This window comes from Paenibacillus glycinis (genome assembly GCF_009909185.1).
GTDB lineage: Bacteria > Bacillota > Bacilli > Paenibacillales > Paenibacillaceae > Paenibacillus_Z > Paenibacillus_Z glycinis.
Genome location: NZ_JAAAMV010000035.1, coordinates 42,389 through 66,892, shown reverse-complemented (window position 1 = coordinate 66,892; position 24,504 = coordinate 42,389). Strand labels below are relative to the sequence as shown.

Annotated in this window: 24 protein-coding genes, 1 pseudogene and 1 riboswitch; of the genes and pseudogenes, 23 read left to right on the top strand and 2 right to left on the bottom strand. The window is 56.3% G+C overall.

Translation table 11 applies throughout. The features are described 5' to 3' along the window. Nucleotides 1–95: 95 nt before the first annotated feature. From GT019_RS29970 to rsmI, 3 genes are all read left to right on the top strand, one after another. Nucleotides 96–440, top strand: a complete 345-nt coding sequence (locus GT019_RS29970; protein WP_161747140.1) for an initiation-control protein YabA — start codon at nucleotides 96–98, stop codon at nucleotides 438–440. 75 nt (nucleotides 441–515) lie between these two features. Next, nucleotides 516–1,295: a tRNA1(Val) (adenine(37)-N6)-methyltransferase gene (locus tag GT019_RS29965; protein WP_328804071.1), complete on the top strand. Its 780-nt coding sequence runs from the start codon at nucleotides 516–518 to the stop codon at nucleotides 1,293–1,295. Continuing rightward, complete coding sequence (gene rsmI / locus GT019_RS29960) at nucleotides 1,292–2,185, top strand: 16S rRNA (cytidine(1402)-2'-O)-methyltransferase (RefSeq protein ID WP_161747121.1); 894 nt, start codon at nucleotides 1,292–1,294, stop codon at nucleotides 2,183–2,185. Before GT019_RS29965 ends, rsmI begins: the two co-directional genes overlap by 4 nt. A 129-nt stretch (nucleotides 2,186–2,314) precedes the next feature. Here the strand turns inward: rsmI and GT019_RS29955 are convergent, their stop codons facing one another. Continuing rightward, a complete protein-coding gene (locus GT019_RS29955; protein WP_090648939.1) occupies nucleotides 2,315–2,569 on the bottom strand; it encodes an AbrB/MazE/SpoVT family DNA-binding domain-containing protein in 255 nt (84 codons plus the stop codon). Nucleotides 2,570–2,843: 274 nt separating this feature from the next. Here GT019_RS29955 and GT019_RS29950 point away from each other — a divergent pair, with 274 nt between their 5' ends. The 14 genes and pseudogenes from GT019_RS29950 (at nucleotide 2,844) to GT019_RS29885 (ending at nucleotide 15,466) form a co-directional block, all read left to right on the top strand. After that, nucleotides 2,844–4,160: an HD domain-containing protein gene (locus tag GT019_RS29950; RefSeq protein WP_161747120.1), complete on the top strand. Its 1,317-nt coding sequence runs from the start codon at nucleotides 2,844–2,846 to the stop codon at nucleotides 4,158–4,160. 21 nt (nucleotides 4,161–4,181) lie between these two features. Further along, nucleotides 4,182–4,949 carry a TatD family hydrolase gene (locus GT019_RS29945; protein ID WP_161747138.1) on the top strand — a complete coding sequence of 256 codons (768 nt, stop codon included), beginning with the start codon at nucleotides 4,182–4,184 and terminating at the stop codon, nucleotides 4,947–4,949. 184 nt (nucleotides 4,950–5,133) lie between these two features. Beyond that, nucleotides 5,134–5,343, top strand: a riboswitch (cyclic di-AMP (ydaO/yuaA leader). Between the two features lie 240 nt (nucleotides 5,344–5,583). Then, the gene (locus GT019_RS29940) at nucleotides 5,584–6,729 is read left to right on the top strand and encodes a ubiquitin-like domain-containing protein (protein ID WP_407945115.1); all 1,146 of its coding nucleotides are present in this window, start codon (nucleotides 5,584–5,586) and stop codon (nucleotides 6,727–6,729) included. A gap of 141 nt (nucleotides 6,730–6,870) precedes the next feature. After that, a complete protein-coding gene (rnmV, locus tag GT019_RS29935) occupies nucleotides 6,871–7,431 on the top strand; it encodes a ribonuclease M5 (protein ID WP_161747118.1) in 561 nt (186 codons plus the stop codon). Then, a complete protein-coding gene (gene rsmA, locus GT019_RS29930; protein WP_161747117.1) occupies nucleotides 7,428–8,324 on the top strand; it encodes a 16S rRNA (adenine(1518)-N(6)/adenine(1519)-N(6))-dimethyltransferase RsmA in 897 nt (298 codons plus the stop codon). The genes rnmV and rsmA overlap by 4 nt, the downstream gene beginning before the upstream one ends. An 82-nt stretch (nucleotides 8,325–8,406) precedes the next feature. Further along, nucleotides 8,407–9,282: a sporulation peptidase YabG gene (gene yabG / locus GT019_RS29925; RefSeq protein WP_161747116.1), complete on the top strand. Its 876-nt coding sequence runs from the start codon at nucleotides 8,407–8,409 to the stop codon at nucleotides 9,280–9,282. Between the two features lie 153 nt (nucleotides 9,283–9,435). Further along, nucleotides 9,436–9,708, top strand: coding sequence for a biofilm formation stimulator Veg (gene veg / locus GT019_RS29920; protein WP_090648920.1), 273 nt, complete (start codon nucleotides 9,436–9,438; stop codon nucleotides 9,706–9,708). 156 nt (nucleotides 9,709–9,864) lie between these two features. Further along, nucleotides 9,865–10,038 (top strand): annotated as a pseudogene (locus tag GT019_RS29915) (small, acid-soluble spore protein, alpha/beta type); the annotation flags it as partial. Between the two features lie 326 nt (nucleotides 10,039–10,364). Beyond that, entirely contained in the window at nucleotides 10,365–11,219 is an 855-nt protein-coding gene (ispE, locus tag GT019_RS29910; RefSeq protein ID WP_161747115.1) for a 4-(cytidine 5'-diphospho)-2-C-methyl-D-erythritol kinase, read from the top strand. 84 nt (nucleotides 11,220–11,303) lie between these two features. Continuing rightward, the gene (gene purR, locus GT019_RS29905; RefSeq protein WP_161747114.1) at nucleotides 11,304–12,128 is read left to right on the top strand and encodes a pur operon repressor; all 825 of its coding nucleotides are present in this window, start codon (nucleotides 11,304–11,306) and stop codon (nucleotides 12,126–12,128) included. Nucleotides 12,129–12,157: 29 nt separating this feature from the next. Then, the gene (locus GT019_RS29900; RefSeq protein ID WP_161747113.1) at nucleotides 12,158–12,541 is read left to right on the top strand and encodes a RidA family protein; all 384 of its coding nucleotides are present in this window, start codon (nucleotides 12,158–12,160) and stop codon (nucleotides 12,539–12,541) included. Nucleotides 12,542–12,679: 138 nt separating this feature from the next. Then, nucleotides 12,680–12,964 (top strand): septation regulator SpoVG, encoded by a 285-nt coding sequence (gene spoVG, locus GT019_RS29895; RefSeq protein WP_018759486.1) that lies wholly within the window; start codon nucleotides 12,680–12,682, stop codon nucleotides 12,962–12,964. Between the two features lie 125 nt (nucleotides 12,965–13,089). Further along, complete coding sequence (gene glmU / locus GT019_RS29890) at nucleotides 13,090–14,490, top strand: bifunctional UDP-N-acetylglucosamine diphosphorylase/glucosamine-1-phosphate N-acetyltransferase GlmU (protein WP_161747112.1); 1,401 nt, start codon at nucleotides 13,090–13,092, stop codon at nucleotides 14,488–14,490. Nucleotides 14,491–14,815: 325 nt separating this feature from the next. Further along, nucleotides 14,816–15,466, top strand: coding sequence for a 50S ribosomal protein L25 (locus tag GT019_RS29885; protein ID WP_161747111.1), 651 nt, complete (start codon nucleotides 14,816–14,818; stop codon nucleotides 15,464–15,466). Nucleotides 15,467–15,508: 42 nt separating this feature from the next. Here GT019_RS29885 and GT019_RS29880 read toward each other — a convergent pair whose 3' ends face one another. Beyond that, nucleotides 15,509–15,709, bottom strand: coding sequence for a hypothetical protein (locus GT019_RS29880; RefSeq protein ID WP_161747110.1), 201 nt, complete (start codon nucleotides 15,707–15,709; stop codon nucleotides 15,509–15,511). 127 nt (nucleotides 15,710–15,836) lie between these two features. On the opposite strand from GT019_RS29880, the gene pth reads away from it, so the two are divergent. From pth to urtA, 6 genes are all read left to right on the top strand, one after another. Continuing rightward, on the top strand, nucleotides 15,837–16,397 hold the full coding sequence (gene pth, locus GT019_RS29875) for an aminoacyl-tRNA hydrolase (protein ID WP_161747109.1): 561 nt from the start codon (nucleotides 15,837–15,839) through the stop codon (nucleotides 16,395–16,397). Between the two features lie 144 nt (nucleotides 16,398–16,541). Continuing rightward, a complete protein-coding gene (locus GT019_RS29870) occupies nucleotides 16,542–16,772 on the top strand; it encodes an anti-sigma-F factor Fin family protein (RefSeq protein WP_161747108.1) in 231 nt (76 codons plus the stop codon). A 105-nt stretch (nucleotides 16,773–16,877) separates the two neighbouring features. Next, nucleotides 16,878–20,405 (top strand): transcription-repair coupling factor, encoded by a 3,528-nt coding sequence (gene mfd / locus GT019_RS29865; protein ID WP_161747107.1) that lies wholly within the window; start codon nucleotides 16,878–16,880, stop codon nucleotides 20,403–20,405. Further along, nucleotides 20,392–21,519, top strand: a complete 1,128-nt coding sequence (locus GT019_RS29860; protein WP_161747106.1) for a peptidylprolyl isomerase — start codon at nucleotides 20,392–20,394, stop codon at nucleotides 21,517–21,519. Before mfd ends, GT019_RS29860 begins: the two co-directional genes overlap by 14 nt. Before the next feature lie 109 nt (nucleotides 21,520–21,628). Beyond that, nucleotides 21,629–22,675: a lactonase family protein gene (locus tag GT019_RS29855; protein WP_161747105.1), complete on the top strand. Its 1,047-nt coding sequence runs from the start codon at nucleotides 21,629–21,631 to the stop codon at nucleotides 22,673–22,675. A 489-nt stretch (nucleotides 22,676–23,164) separates the two neighbouring features. Continuing rightward, nucleotides 23,165–24,445: an urea ABC transporter substrate-binding protein gene (gene urtA, locus GT019_RS29850; protein ID WP_201755647.1), complete on the top strand. Its 1,281-nt coding sequence runs from the start codon at nucleotides 23,165–23,167 to the stop codon at nucleotides 24,443–24,445. The last annotated feature ends 59 nt before the right edge of the window (nucleotides 24,446–24,504 follow it).

Genomic DNA, 24,504 nt, shown 5'->3' with positions numbered 1-24,504 from the left:
CCGCAACCGGCCACGTGAAATCCGAAGCTGTATAGCCTTGGGGTGGAAACTTGAAAAAAGACATATTTAGCGAAATCAGCGATTTGGAAACGCATATGGGCAGCTTGTATACGGAGCTCGGTTCGATGAAGCAGAAGATCAAGACGCTGCTTGAAGAGAACAATCGGCTTAGCATCGAAAACGCGCAGCTGCGTAAAGTATTAAAACGGGAGACGGCGGTTTATGCGCCCAAGCCGGAGCCGGTCGTCGTCCATGAAGCCATGCACGACGAGCCGCATGAGGAGCCCGTCTTGACAGGTGATCCTTCGGCGGTCGGTCAAGGCTACGACAATTTGGCACGATTGTATCACGAGGGCTTTCATATTTGTAATTTGTATTATGGTCATTTGCGCACGGAAGGCGACTGCTTGTTCTGCCTTTCGTTTCTGAATAAGGATTGAAGGACAAGACCCTCTGACACAGGGTCTTGTTTTGCATCCATACCGAATCAACCGACTGAATAAGGAGCATGAAAAGTGGTTAAAGAAGTGGTATTGGCCCCCGATGAGCGGCTCGACGATTTATTGACGCACCAATTGCACATCATTCAAAGCCGTGAGGTGTTCAGCTTCTCGATGGACGCCGTCCTGCTGGCCCGTTTTGCGGCGGTGCCGCCCCGCGGGAGAATTCTCGATCTGTGCAGCGGCAACGGAGTGATTCCGCTCCTGCTGACGACGCGGACGAAAGCGACGATCGATGCCGTTGAAATTCAGCCGCGGCTGGCCGATATGGCGAGAAGAAGCATTGAGGCGAACGGCCTGGAAGACCGGATCTCGGTATTCGAAGGCGATCTGCGCGAATTTCATCGACAGCGCGGCCATGGGATCTACGACGTGGTCACGGTTAATCCGCCTTATATGCCGGCAGGCACGGGCGATCAGAACGAGAACGAACATTTCGCCATAGCCCGTCATGAACGCAACGGCACGCTCGATGATATCGTGGCGGCCTGCGCAAGGCTGATACGGACCGGCGGCCGCGTCGCGATGGTGCATCGTCCCTCCAGGCTGGTCGAAATTCTCGAAACGATGCGCAAATGGAAGCTGGAGCCCAAACGGATGCGCTTCGTTCATCCAAGCGCGACGGCCGAAGCCAATATGGTGCTGATCGAAGCGGCGCGCGATGGCAAGCCGGATCTGAAAATGCTCCCTCCGCTCATCGTCTATAATGATCAGCGCCAATATAATGAAGAGTTAATGCGCATTTATTATGGAGACGCAGCGGCGAACGGTTCGCAGAAGGAGACTGGCCAATGATCGTGCAACGGAGTTTTCAACCAGCAGAATCGAATCAAACGAGCGGCACGCTGTACTTGGTCGCCACTCCGATCGGCAATTTGGAGGACATGACGTTTCGAGCTGTTCGGATCCTGAAAGAAGTCGATCTGATCGCGGCCGAGGATACCCGGCAGACCCGTAAGCTGCTTGCGCATTTTGAAATAAGCGCCCGGCTTGTGAGTTATCATGAGCATAATAAAGAGGCCAGCGGCCCCGAGTTGATCCGACTGCTGGAAGCCGGGCAATCAATCGCGCTCGTGAGCGATGCCGGAATGCCGGCTATCTCGGATCCGGGCGCGGACTTGGCGGCAGCCGCAGCGGAGCGAGGGCTTTCGGTCGTTCCGGTACCGGGCGCGAATGCGGCATTATCCGCCTTGATCGTGTCGGGGTTGCCTACGGAACGGTTCCTGTTTGCGGGCTTTCCGCCCCGCGACCGCAAACCGCTGCTGGCGTGGCTCGGTCGTTTGCAGCGGCACGAGGAAACGATCATCTGTTATGAATCGCCGCATCGGATTGCCAAGACGCTGCCCGTTATCCTGGAACAATGGGGCGACAGGAGAATAGCCATGGTGCGGGAGTTGACCAAGCGGCATGAAGAAATCGCGCGCGGTACGATCTCGGAGTGCATTGCCTGGCTGGAGGAACACCCGCCGATCGGCGAGTACTGTCTCGTTATCGCGGGAATGGGCGGAGAAGAACTTGCCGCGACCAAGCTTGAGGATGCTTCCTGGTGGACCTCGCTTAGTGTGGAGGAGCATGTGGCGCATTACGAGGCGGAGAACGGCGACCGCAAGGATGCCATCAGGCGGGCCGCGGTGGACAGGGGACTGCAGAAACGCGATGTATATAATGAAGTGATGAAAAAATAAGCTAAGTGAACACAAAAAAAAGACCTTCCTGGCCAGGTTCTGGCGCAGGAAGGCATCAAGGAGTATTAAAAAGGTTAGAATTAACAATTTGAATAATACCATTATAACCTATAAAATCGGATTTGTCTCTTATTTTGTAACAGGAGTTGGCATTTCCGTCAAACAAACGTTGCACACGATTTTTCCTTTGAAATACGCCACGTTCTCGGCATTGCCGCAGAAGATGCAAGCCGGCTCGTATTTCTTGAGCATGATCCGCTCGCCGTCCACGTAAATTTCCAGGGCGTCCTTTTCTCCGATTCCAAGCGTACGGCGCAATTCGATCGGAATTACGACACGGCCGAGCTCATCAACTTTACGAACGATACCAGTGGATTTCATCATGATTGTCGTTCCCCTTTCCTATTTGGTCAGTCGTCACGATTCGACAAAGTTCTATCATTATATGTCTTAATAATACCAACGTTTCCCAAAATAGTCAACCGGCACTCATGAACGAACGAGCGCTGCGGTTCCCACTACTTCACGGCAATAAAGCATTCGTCTATACTTATTATAGTACAACAATGACGTACATATTGGAAATAGAATTGTGACATAATTCGACATTGGTTCGAAGAATATGTCGAAATGACGAACGTTGGGAGTGAACGGCAATATGGCAAACGGTCAAGCGAAGGAACGCCTTCCCGAAGAAAAAGTATTCAAAGATCCGGTTCATAAGTACATTTACGTGCAGGATTACTTGATCTGGAATTTGATCAACACGCGGGAATTTCAACGTCTGCGGCGCATCCGGCAGCTGGGCACCTCGTACTTGACGTTTCACGGCGCCGAGCACAGCCGATTCTCGCATTCCCTCGGCGTCTACGAAATCACCCGCAAGATCATTTCCCAATTCGAACGCAGCGGTTATTCCGGCTGGCCGATCGAAGAAAAGCTCGTCGCGTTATGCGCGGCCCTGCTGCACGATATCGGTCACGGACCGTTTTCCCATTCCATCGAAGACGTCTTCGACACGCATCACGAGGCATGGACCTGCCGATTGCTGCTCGGGGATACCGAGATCAACCGCGTGCTCCGCGCGTTCGATTCCTCCTACCCGGAGCGGATCGCTTCCGTGATCTGCAAAACCTATCATGAACCGATCGTGGTCTCGCTCGTAGCCAGTCAGATGGATGCGGATCGCATGGATTATTTGCTTCGGGATGCATACTTTACGGGGGTGAACTACGGTACCTTCGATTTGGAGCGGATATTGCGCGTTCTGCGGCCGCATCAAGGACGGATCGTCGTCAAGGAAAGCGGCATGCATGCAGTCGAGGACTATCTCATGTCTCGTTACCAAATGTATTGGCAGGTGTACTTCCATCCGGTTACGCGAAGCTCGGAAATCATATTGCGGCAGATATTCCGCAGAGCCAAGGAATTATATGCCGGCGGCCATGCGTTCGGCTGGATGATGGCGCCCCTGGAGAAGCTATTCTCCGGAACGATCGACATCGAGGATTACCTTGCGCTGGACGAAGCGCTCGTTCAGACCGCCTTCTCGGCTTGGACTAACGAATCCGATCCGGTGCTGTCCGACCTATGCCAGCGATTCTTGAATCGAAAGCTTTACAAATATATCACGATGGATCAACCCGACGAGAAGCTTTGGCACGAGATTCGGGAACAATTTCGCGTCATCGGGCTTCATCCGGAATATCACCTGGAAATTGACTTTCCGTATGACATGCCCTACCATGTGTATCGTCCGGGCACGGCCGAACAAGCGGAAAAGGAAGAAAAACCGCCGATTCTGCTGCTCTCGGGCGATGATCGGTTGTCGGAAATATCCGGAAGGTCCGACATCGTCCGCTCCATCACGGGCATACATCAAGGGAAGTATCACCTGTATTACCCGGAGGAACCGCTGCTTGAATCAGCGCACCTCCTGTCCGCGAAGATACGCGAATTATTTGCTTTAATGTAGAAAGGGGTTTGGCGCAACATGATGTTAATCGACACGCATACGCATTTGGATTCGCATAAATTCGACGACGACCGCGAATCGGTCATTGAACGGGCGCTGGCCGAGGGGGTAGAAAAGCTGATCAATATCGGTTTCAACCGGGAGACGATCCCCACGACGATCGCGCTGGCCGAACGCTATCCGTTCATCTATGCCGCCGTCGGCTGGCATCCCGTCGACAGCATCGACATGAAGCCGGAGGACCTGGAATGGATCGCTTCGCTGCTGGATCACCCCAAGGTCGTCGCGATCGGCGAAATCGGACTCGATTACCACTGGGATACGTCGCCGAAGGACGTTCAGCAACATGTATTCCGCCAGCAAATCGCCCTTGCGAAAACGAAGCGCAAGCCGATCGTCATCCATAACCGCGACGCGCACGAGGACGTGGTGCGTATTCTCCGGGAGGAGGGCGCGAGCGAAGTCGGCGGCGTCATGCACTGCTATTCCGGCAGCTGGGAAACGGCGAAGCAATGTCTCGATATGAACTTCTATATTTCCTTCGGGGGACCGCTTACATTTCTCAACGCGCGGGTGCCCAAAGAGGTCATGGCCAAGGTGCCGCTCGACCGTTTATTGATCGAAACCGATGCTCCGTATTTGGCCCCTCACCCTCATCGCGGGAAGCGAAACGAGTCGGCGTTCGTCCGTCTTGTAGCAAATACGATGGCGGATATTTTAGGTAAATCCGTAGAAGAAATTGGCAGAATAACGACCGAGAACGCAATGAAATGTTTTGGAATCACATGAAAATCGGATTGAAAGCAAGCATTTGGATGATATCCGGTGATAAAAATGATTTTTGATCCGAAAATCGGTTGAATCTCTCGGTATTTTCCTTGAAATTCGCTAAAATCGTCATTAATCAGTTCTTTACAATGTGTAGCGCTAGACTGTATGATTCATCTCAGAGCAACAAAAGTTGTATTCCTTTTCCAAATAATCGCTTAATCTCCGTCTATCGGAGAGCGGGGGAACCAATTGTTGAAACTGTCTGTATCATGCGGACGGCGGAGACGGTGAAATTCTTCTTGGGGTGAATTTCGCGGACGGACGCATTCAGGCTGAAGCGTTCGCGAGCGAATAGGGCGACTCTCGCGCCCGAATCCGACAGCTAACCTCGCAAGCGTCTATAAGAGAGATCAACCTCGTGCATGCAACTCCATGCTGCCTATTTTAAATGGGAAGCCACGAAACAGATCCTCTGTCGTCGGGCTTCTTTTTGTTTGAATATTGCGTAAACTGACGACATAGGGTGTATCGTGGAGGTGGGGCCGGGGAGGAATATGGAAGATGCGTGCTTGCACGCTAATACTACTCTATAGTCGCGTCTAAGTATCATGCGTTACAAAGGCGGCGGGGCTATGTAAGGAGGACCGAAGAAGTGGGAGCACTCCAGCTTAAGGACACCCATGGGAAACGATCATCCAGCATGTCTTTCGCATTGCGATGGAAGCATGAGAATGTGCGTTTAATTGTACTGAGCGCCATGATCTCAATCGCTATGACTTTCATGTTTTTGGTGTTGTTGTACGGAACGGCTGACAAGCATGTCTCCGTAGTATTGAACGGACGAGAAACCATTGTGTCGACGAAACAATGGGTCCTTCAACGCCTACTGGATGAACAAGCCATAACCATTGGCACGCACGATAAGGTGTCGATGCCGCTCGATGGCGGAATAAGCGACGGCGACCGGATCATTATCGATCAGGCGGTCCCGCTTAAAGTGAAGGCTGACGGCAAAGTAAGAACGTTGTACACGACAGAGAGAACTGTACAGGCGGCGATCGATCAGGCTGATATAGCGGTTCGCGGTCAAGACAAGGTAACGCCTTCGCTTGCGGCCGCGCTCGAACCGAACATGACCATCACGGTCACCCGGATCGACAAGAAAGTATCCGAAACGAGCTATCCCGTTCCCTTCACCGTCGTGAAGAAGAACGATCCGCAGCTCGCGCTCGGCAAACAGAAGCTTGTCCAGTCGGGCAAGCAGGGCAAAGTCGTCAAACGCTACGAAACGGTATTCGCGGACGGCGTGCCGGTATCGCAAACGCTCGTAGAGAAATTGACCCCGGAATCCGCGGTCAACCAAGTCGTATCGGTCGGAACGAAGAAGCCCGAGCCGAAGGTAACGATGCTCTCCGCGCAGTCTTCCCGGTCGACGTATACGAAGCACGGGGTAACGTTCAACGCGAAGAAGGTACTGAAGAACGTCACGCTGACGGCGTATTCGGCCGGCGTTGCATCGACGGGCAAAGGCAAGAACCATCCGGAATACGGCATTACGGCATCGGGAGCGCGCGTTCATGAAGGGCGCACCATCGCGGTGGATCCGAGGGTCATTCCGATCGGCTACTGGGTATATATTGAAGGAATCGGTTTCCGCCGTGCGGAAGATACCGGCAGTGCGATCAAAGGCAGCAAGATCGACGTTTACTTCGACAGCGAATCTTACGCGGACCGGTTCGGGCTGAAGCGGGGCTACACGGTATACGTGCTGGGACCGAAAAAGCCGGAGTCTCTGTAGAGACCCGGTCGACGGTCCGGCGTGGGTTGAATTCGCCGTGTACTTGATTCATATCGTAATTCATGCGAAAATATGCCATCATAAGAAGGGGCGATGCCTCTTCTTTTTATTTGTTTACCGGAAGGAAGGAATGGAGCTTCCATGATCAAAGAAATCATTGTCGTCGAAGGCAAGGACGATACGGTCGCCATCAAGCGGGCCGTCGAAGCCGAGACGATCGAAACCGGCGGTTCCGCCATCGGGGAAGCAGTGCTTCGGCGCATCGCGCTAGCGCAGGAACGCCGCGGCGTCATCATCTTCACCGATCCCGACCATGCGGGCGAGCGGATCCGCAAGATCGTCGCGCAGCGCGTGCCCGGCTGCAAGCATGCGTTCCTGCCGCAGGCGGAGGCGCTCTACAAAGGGGATATCGGCGTGGAGAACGCCTCTCCGGACGCCATACGGCACGCGCTGGCCAATCTGCGCACGGAAGCCGGCAGCAATGACGGCGGCTTGGCGGAGGTCACGATGGAGGACTTGATGCAGGCGGGGCTGCTCGTGCATCCGCAGGCATCGGAGCGCAGGCTGAAGATGGGCAATCTGCTTGGCATCGGGTATGCCAACGGCAAGCAGTTTTATAAACGATGCTCCACGTTCCGGATTACGCGGGAAGAATTCCGGCGTGCGCTGCAGGCGATGGAGAGCGAAGGAGAATCGCGATGACGGAAGGATTCAAAACGACCCAGGAAGTCGGTTCGCCCAAACGGACGAAGGACATCATCGCCCGGTACGGCTTTACGTTCAAGAAGAGCCTCGGGCAGAATTTCCTGATCGATCAAAATATATTGAACAAAATCGTAAGCGCCGCCGAGCTCGACGAGACGAAGGGAGCGCTGGAGATCGGTCCCGGCATCGGCGCGCTCACGCAGCGGCTGGCGCAGACGGCGGGACGCGTCACGGCGGTCGAGATCGATAACCGGCTCATTCCGATTCTAAGGGACGTGCTCGCGGATACGCCGAACGTGCACGTGGAGCACGGGGACGTGCTGAAGCTGGATCTTCGCGAGCTGATGGAGAAACAGTTCGGCGGGCTGGCCGGCGTGAGCGTCGTGGCGAATTTGCCGTACTACGTCACGACCCCGATCCTGATGAAGCTGCTGGAAGAGAAGCTGCCGCTCGAGAACATCGTCGTGATGATTCAGAAGGAGGTCGCGCAGCGGATGGCCGCGAAGCCGGGCGGCAAGGAATACGGCAGCCTGAGCGTAGCCGTGCAGTATTACTGCGAGCCGGAGCTCGTGTGCATCGTGCCGCACACGGTGTTCATTCCGCAGCCGAATGTCGATTCCGCGGTCATCAAGCTGTCGCTTCGGGACAAGCCGGCGGTCGAAGTCGAGGACGAGGACTTTTTCTTCAGGACCGTCCAGGCCTGCTTCGCGCAGCGCCGCAAGACGATCGCGAACAATTTGACCGCTTATGTCGGAAAGCCGAACCGCGAGCTGCTGGGTCCGCTGCTCGAGGGCTGCGGCATCGATCCGACGCGCCGGGGCGAGACGCTGTCGCTCGCGGAATTCGCGGCGCTCAGCCATGCCCTGCTGAAAGCGGGCTTGCCCGCGTAGCCGAAGCGGCCGCAAAACATGACGAAAGAAGCGCACCATCGGGGGCATCTCCCCATAGGATAGACGAAGAGGTGATTTGCCCATGATGCAAGGGGACCTGGTCGTCCGCAAATCCTATGGCGGGGACGTCCTATTTCGTGTTGCGACAATCGATCAGCAAACAGCCGTTTTAAAAGGCACGGATTATCGTCTGCTCGCAGACGCGCCCATAGTCGATTTATCGGTCGTGAAGGACGGCGACCTGCCGGTCGCGATCCGGCAGGCGCGGCTGAAGGCCGGAGAATCGACGCAGCGGATGCAGGAGGAGCGGCAGCAGCAGATTCTTCAACGGGAGCTGCTGCGGGCGCAGAATCAGAGCCAGCCTTATTTCGATGTGCCCGGAAAGGTGCTGCATTTGGACGGAGACAGCAATTACATGAAAAAAAGCATGCAGCTGTACACCCAGATGCGCGTACCGGCCCATGGCTTATTCGTGCATGAATCGCAAATGGCCGAGGCGGTCTACCGGCTCCTGCCGCAAATCAAGCCGGACATCATCGTGATCACCGGGCACGACGGCGTGCTCAAAAACCGCGAACAGAACGACTTGAACGATCTGATGTCCTACAAAAATTCGCAAAATTTCGTGGATGCGGTCCAAATCGCCCGGGATTACGAGAAAAACCGGGATAGCCTCGTGATCGTGGCGGGCGCATGCCAATCGCATTACGAAGCGCTGCTCAAATCGGGGTCGAATTTTGCCAGCTCGCCGGGGCGCGTGCTCATTCATGCCTTGGATCCCGTGTATGTGGCGATCAAAGCAAGCTACACGCCGATAAGGGAGACGATCAATTTGCCGGACGTCATCCACGGAACGATCAGCGGCATCGACGGCGTGGGCGGCATCGAAACGTACGGCAAGTATCGCGTGGGTCTTCCGAAGCCTCGAACGTTGACGGGAATAAAAGCGACCGTATAGAAATAGATGGCAGGGACAGAATAAAGGCTAAGGCTCCGAATAATCAATATTTTTTATATTGACAATTTATTAAAGCCGCTGTTATAATTAAATTTTTTTGACAAATCACCTCTCTTTGGTTATAATGGACAAGGAAAGAGGTGGTAGTGCACAATGGCTAAAAATGCGCTATTGGAGATTAAACGCAGTTTGGAAACCCATGTCGGCTCCAAAATACGTCTTCGTGCAAACGGTGGTCGTCGAAAGACTATTGAACGGACCGGTGTATTAGAAGAAATCTACCCTTCTGTATTTATTGTCAGACTTGATCAGGAACAGCATGCCTTCAAGCGCGTTTCTTACAGCTACGCCGATATTTTGACGGAATCCGTTGAAGTGATGGTCGACAGCGATGACGGTCAGGTACGCATTACCTATATACAGTAAGAAACAAACATTCGTTTGGCTTTCTTTAGAATGCAAGCAATGGCAAGCGCGAGGTCGGCGTTTGCATTGCTTGCATTTTTTTTCGAAGGGAATTGGGATCGCGGAAAACATCCATACTAACGGTACCATTACGTTTCTAAGGAGGAGACAGTTCTCATGTCCCGAAGACGCCGCAGCACGATGAGCGAGCAGTTGAAGAACGAGCTGGCCAAGGATTTGGGCTTTTACGACACGGTGCAGAAAGAAGGATGGGGCAGCATCAAGGCGAAGGACGCCGGCAATATGGTGAAACGCGCCATTCAGCTGGCTGAGCAAGCCGCCGCGAAGCAATACCAGGAGCAGCAGACGGTCCGGCCGCAGCCGCAGGCACAGGCGTACCGGCCGCAGGCGCCGTCGCACAATGCGCAGCGCTCGTATGCCGCAGCGCCCGCGACGCAGCCGAGGACGATGTCCCCGGCAGCTACCGTGCCGCCGTACGTCGCGCAGCAAGCGATGGCGAATAGTCACCAGCACACGTCCAACATGCATCCGTAACATCGGCCGTATCAAGCTAAGATGGCAAGCTCTGCAGCAGCGGGCTTCCGGCATCTTAGCTTTTCTTATGACCTTTTGTTATAATATGTGAAGTTTAACGATAATGGACGGGTGAATCGAACATGAAAATCTATGAGAAGGCGCCGGCCAAGATTAACCTGCTCTTGGATGTACTGCGCAAACGCGACGATGGCTTCCACGAAGTCGAAATGATCATGACGATGGTGGATTTGGCCGACCGGCTCGAGATGGAGGAACTGCACAGCGATTCCATTATTATCTCAAGCCAAGCGGGATACATACCGCTCGACGAGAAGAACTTGGCCTTTCAGGCAGCGCGGCTTATCAAGGACCGCTATAACGTCCGGAAGGGCGTGTATATTCATTTGGACAAAAACATTCCGGTGGCCGCGGGATTGGCGGGTGGCAGCAGCGATGCCGCGGCGACGCTGCGCGGCCTCAACCGGCTCTGGGAGCTTGGCATCTCGGAGGACGAGCTATGCACGCTGGGCGCGGAGCTCGGCTCCGACGTTCCGTTCTGCGTGACGGGCGGCACCGCCCTGGCGACCGGACGGGGCGAGAAGCTCGAGCGCATCGCGAATCCGCCGCAGTGCTGGGTCATTCTGGCGAAGCCGCCGATCAACGTATCGACGGCCGACGTATACGGCAAGCTGCGCGCTTCCGAGTTGAAACGCCATCCGTCTGCCAAGGACATGCTGGAAGCGATTTCAAGCGGTTCTTTCGCGGATGTCTGCGCGAATCTCGGCAATGTGCTGGAAAACGTGACGCTGCAGCTGCATCCGGAGGTGCTGCAGTTGAAGGAAATCATGCAGCGGCTGGGCTCGGACGGCGTGCTGATGTCCGGCAGCGGACCGACCGTTTTCGGCCTGGTCAGCAAAGAAGCGAAGGTCTCGCGAATTTACAACGGGCTGCGCGGATTTTGCAAAGAAGTTTACGTGGTAAGAATGCTGACATAAAGCCGACGTAAACCTTGATTAAATCCGTATGAAAATGGTATATTGACTTTATATTATTCGGATTTGGCAAGGGGGAAGGTCGTTTTGAAGAAATTGAAACGAAGTGCACGGTTAGTTGAGATGACGCAGTACTTACTTACGCGCCCCCATACGTTAATTTCTCTAACAGCATTCGCGGATCGCTATCAATCTGCCAAATCGTCCATCAGCGAGGATCTGGCGATCATTAAAGAAGTATTCGAAGAAGAAGGCTTAGGCGAGCTTCATACGCTAGCTGGCGCCGCCGGCGGCGTGAAATACACGCCGAAGATGGGCGCCGCGGAAGCGCTGGACATTATGAACGGCATCTGCCGCCAGCTGGAGCAGCCGGAGCGCGTGCTTGCCGGCGGTTATTTATATATGACGGATATGCTCGGACAGCCCGGCCTGCTCGCGGATGTCGGCCGCATGTTCGCGACGGCCTTCGCGGACGCGGATATCGACGTGATCATGACCGTGGAGACGAAGGGCATCCCGCTTGCGTATGCGACGGCTTCCTGCATGAACCTGCCCGTCGTCATCGTGCGCCGCGACAATAAAGTCACGGAGGGCTCGGCCGTCAGCATCAACTATGTCTCGGGTTCGAACAAGCGCATCCAGACGATGTCCTTGGCGCGCCGCGCGCTCAAGGAAGGCGCGCGCGTGCTCATCGTGGACGATTTCATGAAAGCGGGGGGCACGATCCAGGGCATGATGGATCTGCTCTACGAATTCAACGCGAAGGTCGCGGGCGTCGGCGTATTCGTGGAATCCGGCGAGCTGGATACCGAGGAGCGGCTGCTGGAGGATTACGTGTCCTTGGCCAGGCTGACGGCCGTGGATATGAAGACGAAGCACACGACGGTCATTCCGGGCAACTATTTCAATTAAATCCACAGTAACGGGAGGATTTTACAAACATGAAGCAGCAACCGCAAATCGTATCGACCAATCAAGCCCCTGCGGCCATCGGACCGTATTCCCAAGCGATCAAGCTGGGCAACCTGCTCTTCACGTCGGGCCAAATCCCGCTGAACGCGGAAGGCGCGCTGGTCGATGGCGGCATCGAGGAACAGACGCATCAAGTATTCCGTAATCTGCAAGCGGTTCTCGCGGAAGCGGGCGCGACGCTGGCCGACACGGTGAAAGCGACGGTCTTCATCAAGGACATGAACCAATTCGCGGCGCTGAACGGCATCTACGCATCCTACTTCGGCGATCACAAGCCGGCGCGCTCAACCGTAGAAGTCGCGCGGCTTCCAAAGGATGTTCTTGTCGAAATCGAGCTGATCGTAGCGATATAAGTCGAATGGAAAAGAATAATCTTTCTCACAAAAAAATATTTGAAATTTAGACAATAAATTTCCAGAATCATGAAGGATTTAGCATCGGAATGTGGAAGTATACACCAAGTCTTTGATACCCAAAGGTGGTGAACACAGATGCAAATTACCGATGTTAGACTCCGCCGAGTAAATTCCGAAGGTCGCATGAAGGCTATCGCCTCCATTACCATTGACAATGAGTTTGTCGTTCACGATATTCGCGTGATAGACGGCAACAATGGGATGTTCGTGGCAATGCCAAGCAAGCGTACGCCGGATGGAGAGTTTCGGGATATCGCACATCCGATCTCTTCGACGACACGGGAGAAGATCCAAGCTGCCGTACTCGCCGAGTACGAGCGTGCGGCCACGGAAGAGGAAGTTATTGAAGAAGGCGCTTAAATTGGGAATATTGGGGTTGAGAGGAAGAGAGCCGTCCCGGCTCTCTTTTCTTTTGCCGCGGGATACGATATATTCAGTAAAGCATTTATAAGAGTCTCAGCGGACTCCTGGGTGGAGGGACTTACGTGAAAGTAATGGCCATTATCCTTGCGGCTGGTCAAGGGAAACGCATGAAATCCAAACTATATAAGGTATTGCATCCGGTGTGCGGCAAGCCCATGGTGGCGCATGTGCTCCAGACGGTGAAGGACGCCGATTGCGAGCGCACGGTCGTCGTCGTCGGCCATGGCGCGGAGACGGTCCGCTCCTACCTCGGCGAAGGAGTCGAGTTCGCGCTGCAGGAGCAGCAGCTCGGAACCGGCCATGCGGTGCAGCAGGCGGAGCCGCTGCTTGGCGGAGAGGAAGGCACGACGGTCATCCTGTACGGCGATACGCCGCTCGTGACGTCGGAGACGATCGCGTCGCTGCTGAAATATCATGCGGAGGCCGGTTCCGCGGCAACCGTGCTGACGGCCGTGGTGCCGAACCCGCAAGGGCTCGGGCGGATCATACGCGACGAGGCCGGCAACGTGCTTCGGATCGTGGAGCAGAAGGATTGCACGCCGGAGCAGGCGTTGATCAGCGAAATCAACACGGGCATGTACGCCTTCGATAATAAGAAGCTCTTCCAGGCGCTCGCCAAAGTCACGAACCATAACGCGCAGGGCGAATATTACCTGACGGACGTCATGGAGATTCTGAAGAACGCCGGAGAAAACGTCGGCGCTTACTGCACGCCCGATTATGCGGAGGGCGTCGGCGTCAACGACCGGGTCGGCCTTGGCGAAGCGGAAGCGCTCATGCGCGCGCGCAACGTGCGCAAGCATCAGCTCGGCGGCGTCACGATCATCGATCCTGCCGCGACTTATATTGAAGCGGACGTTGTCATCGGCTCCGATACCGTGATCTATCCCGGAACGGTGCTACGCGGAGCTACCGTCATCGGCGAAGACTGCGTCATCGGTCCGAATGCGGACATCACGGACACCGCCATCGGCAACGGCGTCACGGTGAAGCATTCGGTCTCGGCGGAAGCCGTCATCGGCGACGAGTGCTCCGTCGGCCCGTATGCGTATCTTCGTCCTGGCGCCAAGCTCGGTGCCGGCGTCAAAATCGGCGATTTCGTCGAGATCAAAAACGCCGAGCTTGGCGAAGGCACGAAAGTGTCCCATCTAAGCTACATCGGCGACGCCAAGGTCGGCAAAGACGTAAATATCGGCTGCGGCGCGATTACCGTCAATTACGACGGTTATAACAAGTCGCTGACGGAGATCGGCGACAACGCGTTCGTCGGCAGCAACGTGAACCTGATCGCGCCGGTCAAGATCGGAGACGGCGCCTACGTGGTGGCCGGTTCCACGATCACGCTCGACGTACCGGCCAACGATATGGCGATCGCGCGCGTGCGTCAGGACAACAAGCCGGGCTACGCCGACAAGCTGCGCGGGCGGGCGAAGGCGAAGAAAGAGGCCAAATCGAAGGACTGATTGATCGCGACGCGCCTCTCCTGGGCTCGTTATGACGCCGTAAGCGACGCGCGCCAGGATGCGGCGGCGTGATTGTGGGAGCACATGCCCACGTGCTAACCGTGTTCATTCCGATTCGAATTGCCATGGGCTTCGAGGGCGGTTTTCCAGAGCCTTCGGAGCCTTTATTCATGCTGGCGGACAACCACTGTAATCGTCTCCTATTCGCATTCGAACCGTCTCTTCATGGCCGATGGACGCAACGCGGCTGCGCCGGTTTCGTTTAATTCCGTGCCGGAATGGGTATGAATATATGGAAATCGATTCGTACAAGGAGGTTTCCACGATGGCAATCCCATTTCAAGCGCAAGAACGGACGATCGGTACGCAGGGCGACATTCGGAAAATGAGGCTGAGGGGCAGTATTCCTGGCGTTGTATATGGTGCGAAGCTAAGCAAGCCGCTGAACGTCGCGGTGAACGAGAAGGAGCTGTCGGCGCTGCTGCGCTCCCATCCGCATGCTTTGCTGGAGCTTGATATTCCGGGGGCGGGCAAGCAGCCCGTCATGCTGACGGAGGTTCAGCGCGAGCCGTTGTCGCGGACCGTGCTCCATGTCGATTTTCATCAAGTGAACATGAACGAAGCGGTCAAGACCGCGGTTCGCCTGGATATGGTCGGCGATTCCGCCGGCGTGCGCGAGGGCGGTATCTTGCAGGCGATGCTGCACGAGCTGGAGATTCAATGTCTGCCGGACCGGATTCCGGAGTCGATCGAAGTCGACGTCTCGGCGCTCGGCATCGGCGAGAACTTGCTTGTCGGGGATCTGAAGCTGCCTTCGGGCGTTACGACCCGGCTGGATGCCGAACAGGTCGTCGTGACGATTCTGGCGCCGCAGAAAGATCTCACGGCGGACGAGGCGGAAGAGGCTGCCGAGGAGGCGGAAGCAGCCGCGGAGCGGTCGCATGAAGCGAAGATGGAAGTGCATACATCGGAATAACGAAGAAATCGGGGCTGCTTTTGCAGCCCCTTTGCTTTTTTTTCAGTAGCCGGGCCTCGACACGAAGGTAAATTGCTTGCGGCTGTAGAAAATATTATTCATCTTGATGTACGATGGACTGAATTGTTCGACGAACCCGATATCATGATGCACTTTGCCCCAATATACCTGCACGGGCACGCCGCATTCGTGATGATCCTGGAAATGGCTATCGTCGAAAATCAGTTGACCGTTCAAATACATCGATTAAAACGCCCCTTTGCGTACGAAGTTCGGCAGTCCGCCGCCTCTATACATATGACAATTTGGAATGAAGATTCGTTGCAGGGGCAAAAAAGAAATTTCGATTACAGGAGTTGACGACAGCAGCATGAAATGGATCGTAGGTCTCGGCAACCCCGGAACCGCTTATCAAGGGACAAGGCATAACGTGGGGTTCATGGTCGTGGATTTGCTCGCCAAACGGTGGGGCATATCGGTGACGCAAAGCAAATGCAAAGGATTGATCGGCGAAGGCAACGTCGGAGGCGTGAAAGTGGCGCTGATCAAGCCGATGACGTACATGAACTTGTCTGGCGAGACGGTGCGCGGGTTCATGGATTATTTTAAGGCCGACCTGGAGGACGCCATCATCGTCTATGACGACATGGATACCGAGACGGGCCGCATCCGGCTCCGTTATCAAGGCAGCGCGGGCGGGCATAACGGCATCAAGTCGATCATTCAGCATACCGGCACCCAGTCGTTCAACCGGATCCGCGTCGGCATCTCCCGCCCGAAGCCCGGCATGAGCATCTCGGATTACGTGCTCTCGAACTTCCCGAAGAGCGAGGGCGAGCTGTTGAAGACGATGGTGGAAGAGAGCTGCGACGCGGCCGAGTTCGCCCTGACGAACACATTCGAGCGGACGATGGCCAAATATAACCGTTAAATTTCAGCCGCCGCGGGCATACTGAGGGTAAGAGGCACACCTGAACAGCGAATTTGGAGGTACAACAACTGAACAATTGAGAGAAGCTCACGAGTCAGAGAAAGTTCGCGACCAGGGTATAACGACCACTCAGGAGGCATAAATATGGCTGTGCATTATATTTGCCGGCATTGCAAAACGCCGATGGGCTCCATCAACAACGCCCAGATCTCGGAAACGCAGCTCGGTTTCCATTTCTTGACCCCCGAAGAACGCAGCGATATAATAGCGTATAATCCGAACGGAGACGTTACGGTCAACGTAGTCTGCGATTATTGTCGCGAAGCGATAGAGAGCAATCCCGAGCTGCTGCTGGTGGCGAATCCGCTGCAGTAGCCGCGGTAAAGCAATAGAAGAGCCTTGGCGAACGGCTGAGGCTTCTTTTTTGTAACGACTCGGAAACACGCAAGTGGTTTGGAAAGAAACGAGGTGCCGCTAACGTTGAAAGCATTACTGGAAGCTTATGCCGCGGATACGGACTTTGGATCGATCGTATCCGGAATCAAGAAAGGAATGCGGGAGCAGCTCATATCGGGGCTGGCCGGCTCGTCGCGCCAGGTGATGATCGCCGCCCTGAAGCGGGAATTCGACCGTCCGATCCTAGTCGTGACCCACAATATGTTCGCGGCCCAGAAGGTCGCGGAGGATCTGGTGGAGTGCTTGTCGCCCGACGAGGTACTGCTTTATCCCGCCAATGAACTTGTCGCTGCCGAAGCGGCGATCTCGAGCCCGGAAACGCTGGCCCAGCGGATGGATGTGCTTATCCGGCTGTCGCAGGGGTTTCGCGGGATCGTTGTCGTGCCCTTTTCCGGCGTCCGGCGGTTCCTGCCGCTGAACAGCGTCATGGCGAACGCGCGAATTGGGCTCAAGGTCGGCGAGACGCTAGCTTTGGAAGCGTTTTTACGGCAGATGGTAGAACTCGGTTACGAACGCGTGGATAAGGTAGAGGGCAAAGGGGAGATGAGCGTCAGGGGCGGTATCGTCGACTTCTTCCCGCTGACGTCGCCGCATCCGTACCGGGTGGAATGGTTCGATGACGAGATCGACTCCATCCGCACGTTCGATTCCTCCGACCAGCGCTCCATCGAGAAGCTGGACGCCTACAGCGTGCCGCCCTGCCAAGAGCTGACGGCGGACAAACGCCGCTTCGAGAACGCGGCGCAGCATGCGTCGGAATTGCTGGAGCAGCAGCTGCAGAAGATGACCGACCGCACGGCCAAGGACCGGCTGCGCGCCGAGATCGGCGCCGAGATCGAGAAGCTGCGGGAGCATCACTATTTTCCCGAAATCTATAAATATATATCCCTGCTCTATCCCGAGCGTCAAACCTTGTTCGACTACGTGCCGTCCGACACGCTGCTCATCTACGACGAGCCGACCCGCCTGATCGAGACCGGCCGCCAGTTGGAGCGGGACGAGGTGGAATGGTCGACGCATCTCTTGACCAACGGCAAATCGCTGCCGGCGCTTGCCCTCGCGCGCCCTTCGGACGACGTATTGTTCCATCGCCCGTTCCCGACGCTGTTCCTCTCGCTGTTCCTGCGGCAAATACCGCATACGCAGCCGCAAAATATCCTCAACGTCGTCAGCCGCGCGATGCAGAACTTCCATGGCCAAATGAACGTGCTGAAGGCGGAGATGGAGCGCTGGCGCAAAGCGGGCGCGACCGTCATGATGCTGGCCGGCAGCGCGGAGCGGATGGACCGCATGCGGCGGGTGCTCCATGATTACGGCATCGAGCCGCCGACGTTGATCGAAGGCAACCTGCAGAGCGGATTCGAATTGCCGTCGGTGCATCTCATCGTCATCACCGAGGGCGAGATGTTCTCGCAGAAGCAGCGCAAGGCGCGCCGCCTCGACAAGAAGATGGATAATGCCGAACGGATCAAGAGCTATACGGAGCTGAAGGTCGGCGATTACGTCGTGCATCAGAACCACGGCATCGGCAAATACATGGGCATCGGCACGCTCGAGATCGCCGGCATCCATAAGGACTACATGCATATCATGTACGCCGGCGGCGACAAGCTGTCCGTGCCGATCGAGCAGATCGACCTGATCCAGAAATACGTCGGCAACGAAGAGAAGGAACCGAAGGTCTATAAGCTCGGCGGCAGCGAGTGGACGCGCGTCAAGAGCAAGGCGCAGTCGTCGGTCAAGGATATTGCGGACGAGCTGATCAAGCTGTATGCCGAGCGGCAGGCGACGACCGGCTTCGGATTCGGTCAGGATACCTCGTATCAGCAGGAATTCGAAGCGATGTTCCCTTATGACGAGACGGTCGACCAATTGCGGGCGATCGCCGAGATCAAGAAGGATATGCAGACGCCGCGCCCGATGGACCGGCTGCTCTGCGGCGACGTCGGCTACGGCAAGACCGAGGTCGCGGTGCGCGCCGCGTTCAAGGCCGCGATCGAAGGCAAGCAGGTGGCGATTCTGGTGCCGACGACGATCCTGGCGCAGCAGCATTACGAGACGTTCCGCGAGCGCTTCGCGGGGTTCCCGTTCAACGTGCAGGTGCTGAGCCGTTTCCGGTCGAAGAAGGACCAGTCGGCGACGATGAAAGGCTTGAAGGCGGGCACGGTCGACGTCGTGATCGGCACGCATCGCCTGCTGTCGCAGGATGTCATCTTCAAAGATCTCGGACTGCTGATCGTCGACGAGGAGCAGCGTTTCGGCGTGTCCCACAAGGAGAAGCTGAAGCGGCTGAAGACGAACGTCGACGTGCTGACACTGACGGCGACCCCGATTCCGCGGACGCTGCACATGTCCATGCTCGGCGTGCGCGACTTGTCCGTGATCGAGACGCCGCCGGAAAACCGGTTCCCGGTGCAGACCTACGTGGTGGAGTACAGTCCGTCGCTCGTCCGCGAATCGATCGAACGGGAGCTTGCGCGCGGCGGCCAGGTCTACTACCTGTTCAACCGCGTGCAGGGGATCTACCAGATGGCGGAACAGATCAACGCCCTCGTGCCGGATGCGAAGGTGGCGGTCGGTCACGGGCAGATGTCCGAGCAGGAGCTCGAGAAGACGATTCTCGATTTCCTCGACGGCGAGTCCGACGTTCTGGTCAGCACCAGCATTATCGAGACGGGCGTCGATATTCCGAACGTCAACACGCTGATCGTGCACGACGCGGATAAAATGGGCCTCTCCCAGCTGTACCAGCTGCGGGGCCGCGTCGGGCGCTCCAACCGGATCGCGTACGCGTATTTCACGTATCAGCGGGACAAAGTGCTGACGGAGGTCGCCGAGAAGCGGCTGCAGTCGATCAAGGAGTTCACGGAGCTCGGCTCCGGCTTCAAGATCGCGATGCGGGATCTATCCATCCGCGGCGCCGGCAATCTGCTCGGGGCGGAGCAGCACGGCTTCATCGCGTCGGTCGGCTTCGATTTGTATTCGCAGATGCTGGCCGACGAAATCGCCAAACGGAAGGCGGAAATGGGCGGCGAGGTCGAGGAAATCGTCAAGGAAGTGAGTACGTCCATCGATATGAGCATCGATGCCTACTTGCCCTCTTCTTATATTTACGATAGCATACAGAAGATAGAGATCTATAAGAAAGTCGCGGCCGTCCGCACGTTCGAGGAAAGCGACGATCTGCGCGACGAGCTCGTGGACCGCTTCGGCGACCTGCCGCAGTCGGTGGATAACCTGCTTTCCGTCGCGCGGCTCAAAGTGTTCGGCGCGATTTGCGGCATCGAACAGATCGGCGGCAAGGGCGAGGACATCACCATGAAGTTCGCGGAGCAAGAGAAGAAACGGTTCGACGCGAAGAAAGTGGACCGTCTCTGCCTGCAGCTGGAGAACCGATTCGCGCGATCGACGGGGCAAGAGGCTAATCCGCTCGTGCAGCTGCGCGGCAAAGGGTTGTCCGTGGAGCAGAAGCTCGAGCTGCTGGAACGGTTTTTGACGCAGTATAAAGACACCATTCACTCGAAAGGGGAACTACAGGATGTTACGCACTAAACAGGCAAGAAGAACGATCCTGCTTGCGCTTGTCGCCGTACTGGTCGTTGTGCTTGCAGCGGGCTGCGGCTCGAAGAAGGGGGAGGAATCCTCCACTCCGGGCACGGGCACCGGCAAAACGATCGCCACGTACAAGGACGGCACCGTCACGGAGGGGGAGTTCAAGAAATACTCCACGTTCTTCGGCATCGTGCAGCCGCAAACGGAGATGTACCTGAGCATCCCGCAGCTTCAGGAGCAGTTCCTGCGCGAGTACATCGGCTATAAAATATTGTACAAGCCCCTCGCGGACAAGAAGCTGACCGATGAAGAGCAGAAGAACCTCGACGCCTTCTACACGCAGGTGAAGCAGCAAATCGATTCCGATGCGGCGACCAAGAAGAAGATCGACGATGCCGGCCTGACGGAAGCGGACATCCGTTATTTCTATTCGATGATCACGACGATCATGAAGGACGAGGAAAGCAAGGTCACGGACGCGGACGTTCAGAAGCAATTCGATACGACCAAGGACGATTATAACGTCATCAGCGTTCGCCATATCCTGATCGCGACGGCCGACCCGAACACGGGCGCGGAGACGCGCAAGGACGAAGACGCGCTGAAGCTCGCCAAAGACGTCAAAGCGCAGCTGGACGCAGGCGGCGACTGGAATACGCTTGCCAAGAAATACTCCGACGACACCGGCTCCAAGGACAACGGCGGTCTGTACGCGGACCAGCAGGCCAAGGGCTGGGTGCAGGAATTCAAGGACGCGGCGAACAAGCAGGAGATCGGCAAAGTCGGCGATCCGGTCAAATCGCAGTTCGGCTATCATGTCATGAAGGTCGAGAAGCGCACGCCGACGACGTTCGACAAACTGACGGACGCGGATAAAGAAAGCATCAAGCAGGAAGCGGCCTCGGCGAAATTGAACGCGTTCATGACGACGGATCTGCCGAAGCTCATCACGAACATCGACCTGCCGCAACCACCGGCCGCGCCGGCCGACGGCGCGAACGCCGGGACGGGCACGAACGCCGGAACGGGCACGAATACCGGCAAGAACGGAACGACCAACACGGATAAGAAAGACGATGCGACCACGAACGATACCAAAACCGACGGCAAGTAAGCATTCGGCGGCAATCGGGCGGTAAACGCGGCTTTCACCGGCAACGAGCCCAGCCCGCAACGGCTGGGCTCGCGTTGTTTATAAACGCGAATACGAGGAGGCATGAATCATGGGGAAGGAATTCTTTTATACGGGATCTTACGCGACACGCGAGCAGGAAGGCGTCAAGGCGATGCGCCTGAGCGCCGAAGACGGCAGGATCACGGAACGCGCGGGCTTGGCGGGCATGCATCATCCTTCGTTTCTGAAAAGCAATGCGGCGGGAACGCGGCTGTACGTCGTCAGCGAGACGGGGGAGGAGCCGGGCAGCGTGTTCGCGTATGCCGTCGATGCGGAGAACGGCGCCCTCGCGCTCATTAACGAGGCCTCCACGTTGGGCGGCTCGCCCTGCCATATCGCGCTCGATGCCGCGGAACGGCTGCTTATCGTCACGAATTATACGGGCGGTACCGTAAGCGTATACGAAGTGCGGGGTGACGGTTCGCTGAGGTTGTCGGATAACGTCGCGCATGCAGGCAGCGGGCTTCGCGGCGACAGGCAGGAGGGACCACATCCGCATTCCGCCATCTTCGACGCCGCCAACCGTTTCGCGCTGGTCGCCGATCTGGGCACGGATGAGATCGTGCATTACCGCATCGACCGCGAGAACGGAAAGCTGATTCGTCATGGCGCCACGAAGGCGATCCCGGGAGCGGGTCCGCGGCATATGGCGTTCAATGCGGCAGGCGACATGCTATACGTGGTCAACGAGCTGGACAACACGGTCTGCGTATACGGCTACGAGGGCGAAGATTCCGTGCTGACGCAGCGGCAAGTCATATCCACGCTGCCGGAAGCGTTCGCGGGGGAAAGCACCTGCGCGGACATTCACGTCACGGCAGACGGCCGATTCCTGTACGCGTCCAACCGGGGGCATGACAGCATTGCCGCCTATCGCATCCAACCGGACGGAGGGCTCGAGCTGATCGATATCGTCTCCAGCGGAGGCCGCACGCCGCGGAATTTTGCGATTTCGCCGGATGGGCAGTACTTGCTGGCGGCCAATCAGGACAGCGATAACATCGTCGCGTTCCGAATGGATTCGGATACCGGGCGCCTCCGGCCGACCGGAGAAGACGTGGAGTCCTTTAAGCCGGTTTGCGTTGCATTTCTTTAAGAAGCCATTATTCAACCCTATCGCACGGGCGGAGGCATCGCACGCTTGAGGCGGATCTCCCCGGCAGCAGCAATGAGAAAAATGGTTCCATTAGTCCGCCGAAGTGGTTCTCTGTTCCTAGGGATGCAAGGCCGGCGCGGTCAAAGCTCGGAACCGTGCGTTCGAACGCAAGCCGTTCTCCGTAAGTGGAGAGCGGCTTTTTTCATGCATTTTCATCGAGGACAATGATATATATGTGTAATGTATATGCAGGCTATGGAAGGTATTATGTCATGTTATTGAACGGATCTCCTTTGGAATCGGTTCGAACGGCATCGAATTTGAAGGAAAATGTCTAAACCTCGTCCCAATAAGTGAAATTTATACCATTTATGTAAACTTTATTGACATGTAAGCTAACGTGATTTTATAATGGGTCCACGAACGATGGAAGGGATATCCAGTAAATCGTTCGGATTAGAGAAAAGAAAACGGATGGGGAGTGGGAGAATGAAGGGTGCGTTTTGGAAAAGCGGGGTATTTGTAATACTGGCACTGCTCTTGGTGCTGGCCGGCTGCGGAAAGAACGATAACGCGGCTTCAACGACGACAAATGCGGATGGCACCAAAACGGACAACGGCGGAAGCACCGGCAGCGAGAACAGCGGCGGGGAAATCAAAGTCGGCATACTTCATTCGTTAAGCGGCACGATGGCGATCAGCGAAGTATCGGTCAAGGATTCCGAAATGATGGCCATCGACGAAATCAACGCCAAGGGCGGGGTCATGGGCAAGAAAATCGTGCCGGTCGTCGAGGATGGCGCCTCCGATTGGCCGACGTTTGCGGAGAAAGCGAGAAAACTCATCTCCGAGGATAAAGTCGCCACCGTGTTCGGCGGATGGACCTCCTCCAGCCGGAAAGCGATGCTGCCGGTCTTCGAGGAACTGAACGGCTTGCTGTGGTATCCCGTGCAGTACGAGGGGCTCGAGCAATCGCCGAACATCATGTACACGGGGGCGACGACCAACCAGCAGATCGTACCGGCGGTATCGTGGCTGCTGGAGAACAAAGGCAAGAAGTTCTTCCTGCTCGGTTCGGACTACGTCTTCCCGCGCACGGCGAACAAAATCATCAAGGAGCAGCTGAAGGTGGAAGGCGGCGAGCTGGCCGGGGAAGAGTACACGCCGCTCGGCCATACCGACTATGCGACGATTATCTCCAAGATCAAAGCGGCGAAGCCGGACGTCGTGTTCAACACGCTGAACGGCGACAGCAACGTCGCGTTCTTCAAGCAGCTTAAGGATGCCGGGATCTCGTCCGGCGATCTGACGACGCTGTCCGTATCGGTGGCGGAAGAGGAGATTCGCGGCATCGGCGCGGACGTGCTGGCCGGCACGTTTGCGGCGTGGAACTATTACGAGACAACGGATACGCCGGCGAACAAAACCTTCGTCGAGAACTACAAGAAGAAATACGGCGACGACCGCGTGACGGCGGACCCGATCGAAGCGGGCTACGACGCGGTGTACCTCTGGGCGGCGGCGGTCGAGAAGGCCGGCTCCACGGAAGTCGACAAGGTCAAGGACGCGGCCAAGGAGCTGGAGTGGGATGCGCCGGAGGGCAAGGTGAAGATCGACGGCGAAACGCAGCATTTGTACAAAACCGTTCGGATCGGCGAGGTGCAGACCGACGGACAGTTCAAGGAAGTATGGAACTCCGGTTCGCCGGTGAAGCCCGATCCGTTCCTGAAGGGCTACGACTGGGCGAAAAGCTTGAGCGAAGGCAAATAAAACGGAGGGAGTATTCGTCGGCGGTGTGCTTCGGATGCTCCCTTCGTCATTCATTTCCC

Excerpts from the sequence above, each read along its gene's own strand:
- GT019_RS29970 (WP_161747140.1), top strand. The coding sequence starts at position 96 with ATGGGCAGCTTGTATACGGAGCTCGGTTCGATGAAGCAGAAGATCAAG.
- rsmI (WP_161747121.1), top strand. The coding sequence starts at position 1,292 with ATGATCGTGCAACGGAGTTTTCAACCAGCAGAATCGAATCAAACGAGC.
- GT019_RS29955 (WP_090648939.1), bottom strand. The coding sequence starts at position 2,569 with ATGATGAAATCCACTGGTATCGTTCGTAAAGTTGATGAGCTCGGCCGT.
- GT019_RS29950 (WP_161747120.1), top strand. The coding sequence starts at position 2,844 with ATGGCAAACGGTCAAGCGAAGGAACGCCTTCCCGAAGAAAAAGTATTC.
- GT019_RS29945 (WP_161747138.1), top strand. The coding sequence starts at position 4,182 with ATGTTAATCGACACGCATACGCATTTGGATTCGCATAAATTCGACGAC.
- rnmV (WP_161747118.1), top strand. The coding sequence starts at position 6,871 with ATGATCAAAGAAATCATTGTCGTCGAAGGCAAGGACGATACGGTCGCC.
- rsmA (WP_161747117.1), top strand. The coding sequence starts at position 7,428 with ATGACGGAAGGATTCAAAACGACCCAGGAAGTCGGTTCGCCCAAACGG.
- yabG (WP_161747116.1), top strand. The coding sequence starts at position 8,407 with ATGATGCAAGGGGACCTGGTCGTCCGCAAATCCTATGGCGGGGACGTC.
- veg (WP_090648920.1), top strand. The coding sequence starts at position 9,436 with ATGGCTAAAAATGCGCTATTGGAGATTAAACGCAGTTTGGAAACCCAT.
- ispE (WP_161747115.1), top strand. The coding sequence starts at position 10,365 with ATGAAAATCTATGAGAAGGCGCCGGCCAAGATTAACCTGCTCTTGGAT.
- GT019_RS29900 (WP_161747113.1), top strand. The coding sequence starts at position 12,158 with ATGAAGCAGCAACCGCAAATCGTATCGACCAATCAAGCCCCTGCGGCC.
- spoVG (WP_018759486.1), top strand. The coding sequence starts at position 12,680 with ATGCAAATTACCGATGTTAGACTCCGCCGAGTAAATTCCGAAGGTCGC.
- GT019_RS29885 (WP_161747111.1), top strand. The coding sequence starts at position 14,816 with ATGGCAATCCCATTTCAAGCGCAAGAACGGACGATCGGTACGCAGGGC.
- GT019_RS29880 (WP_161747110.1), bottom strand. The coding sequence starts at position 15,709 with ATGTATTTGAACGGTCAACTGATTTTCGACGATAGCCATTTCCAGGAT.
- pth (WP_161747109.1), top strand. The coding sequence starts at position 15,837 with ATGAAATGGATCGTAGGTCTCGGCAACCCCGGAACCGCTTATCAAGGG.
- GT019_RS29870 (WP_161747108.1), top strand. The coding sequence starts at position 16,542 with ATGGCTGTGCATTATATTTGCCGGCATTGCAAAACGCCGATGGGCTCC.
- GT019_RS29860 (WP_161747106.1), top strand. The coding sequence starts at position 20,392 with ATGTTACGCACTAAACAGGCAAGAAGAACGATCCTGCTTGCGCTTGTC.
- GT019_RS29855 (WP_161747105.1), top strand. The coding sequence starts at position 21,629 with ATGGGGAAGGAATTCTTTTATACGGGATCTTACGCGACACGCGAGCAG.
- urtA (WP_201755647.1), top strand. The coding sequence starts at position 23,165 with ATGAAGGGTGCGTTTTGGAAAAGCGGGGTATTTGTAATACTGGCACTG.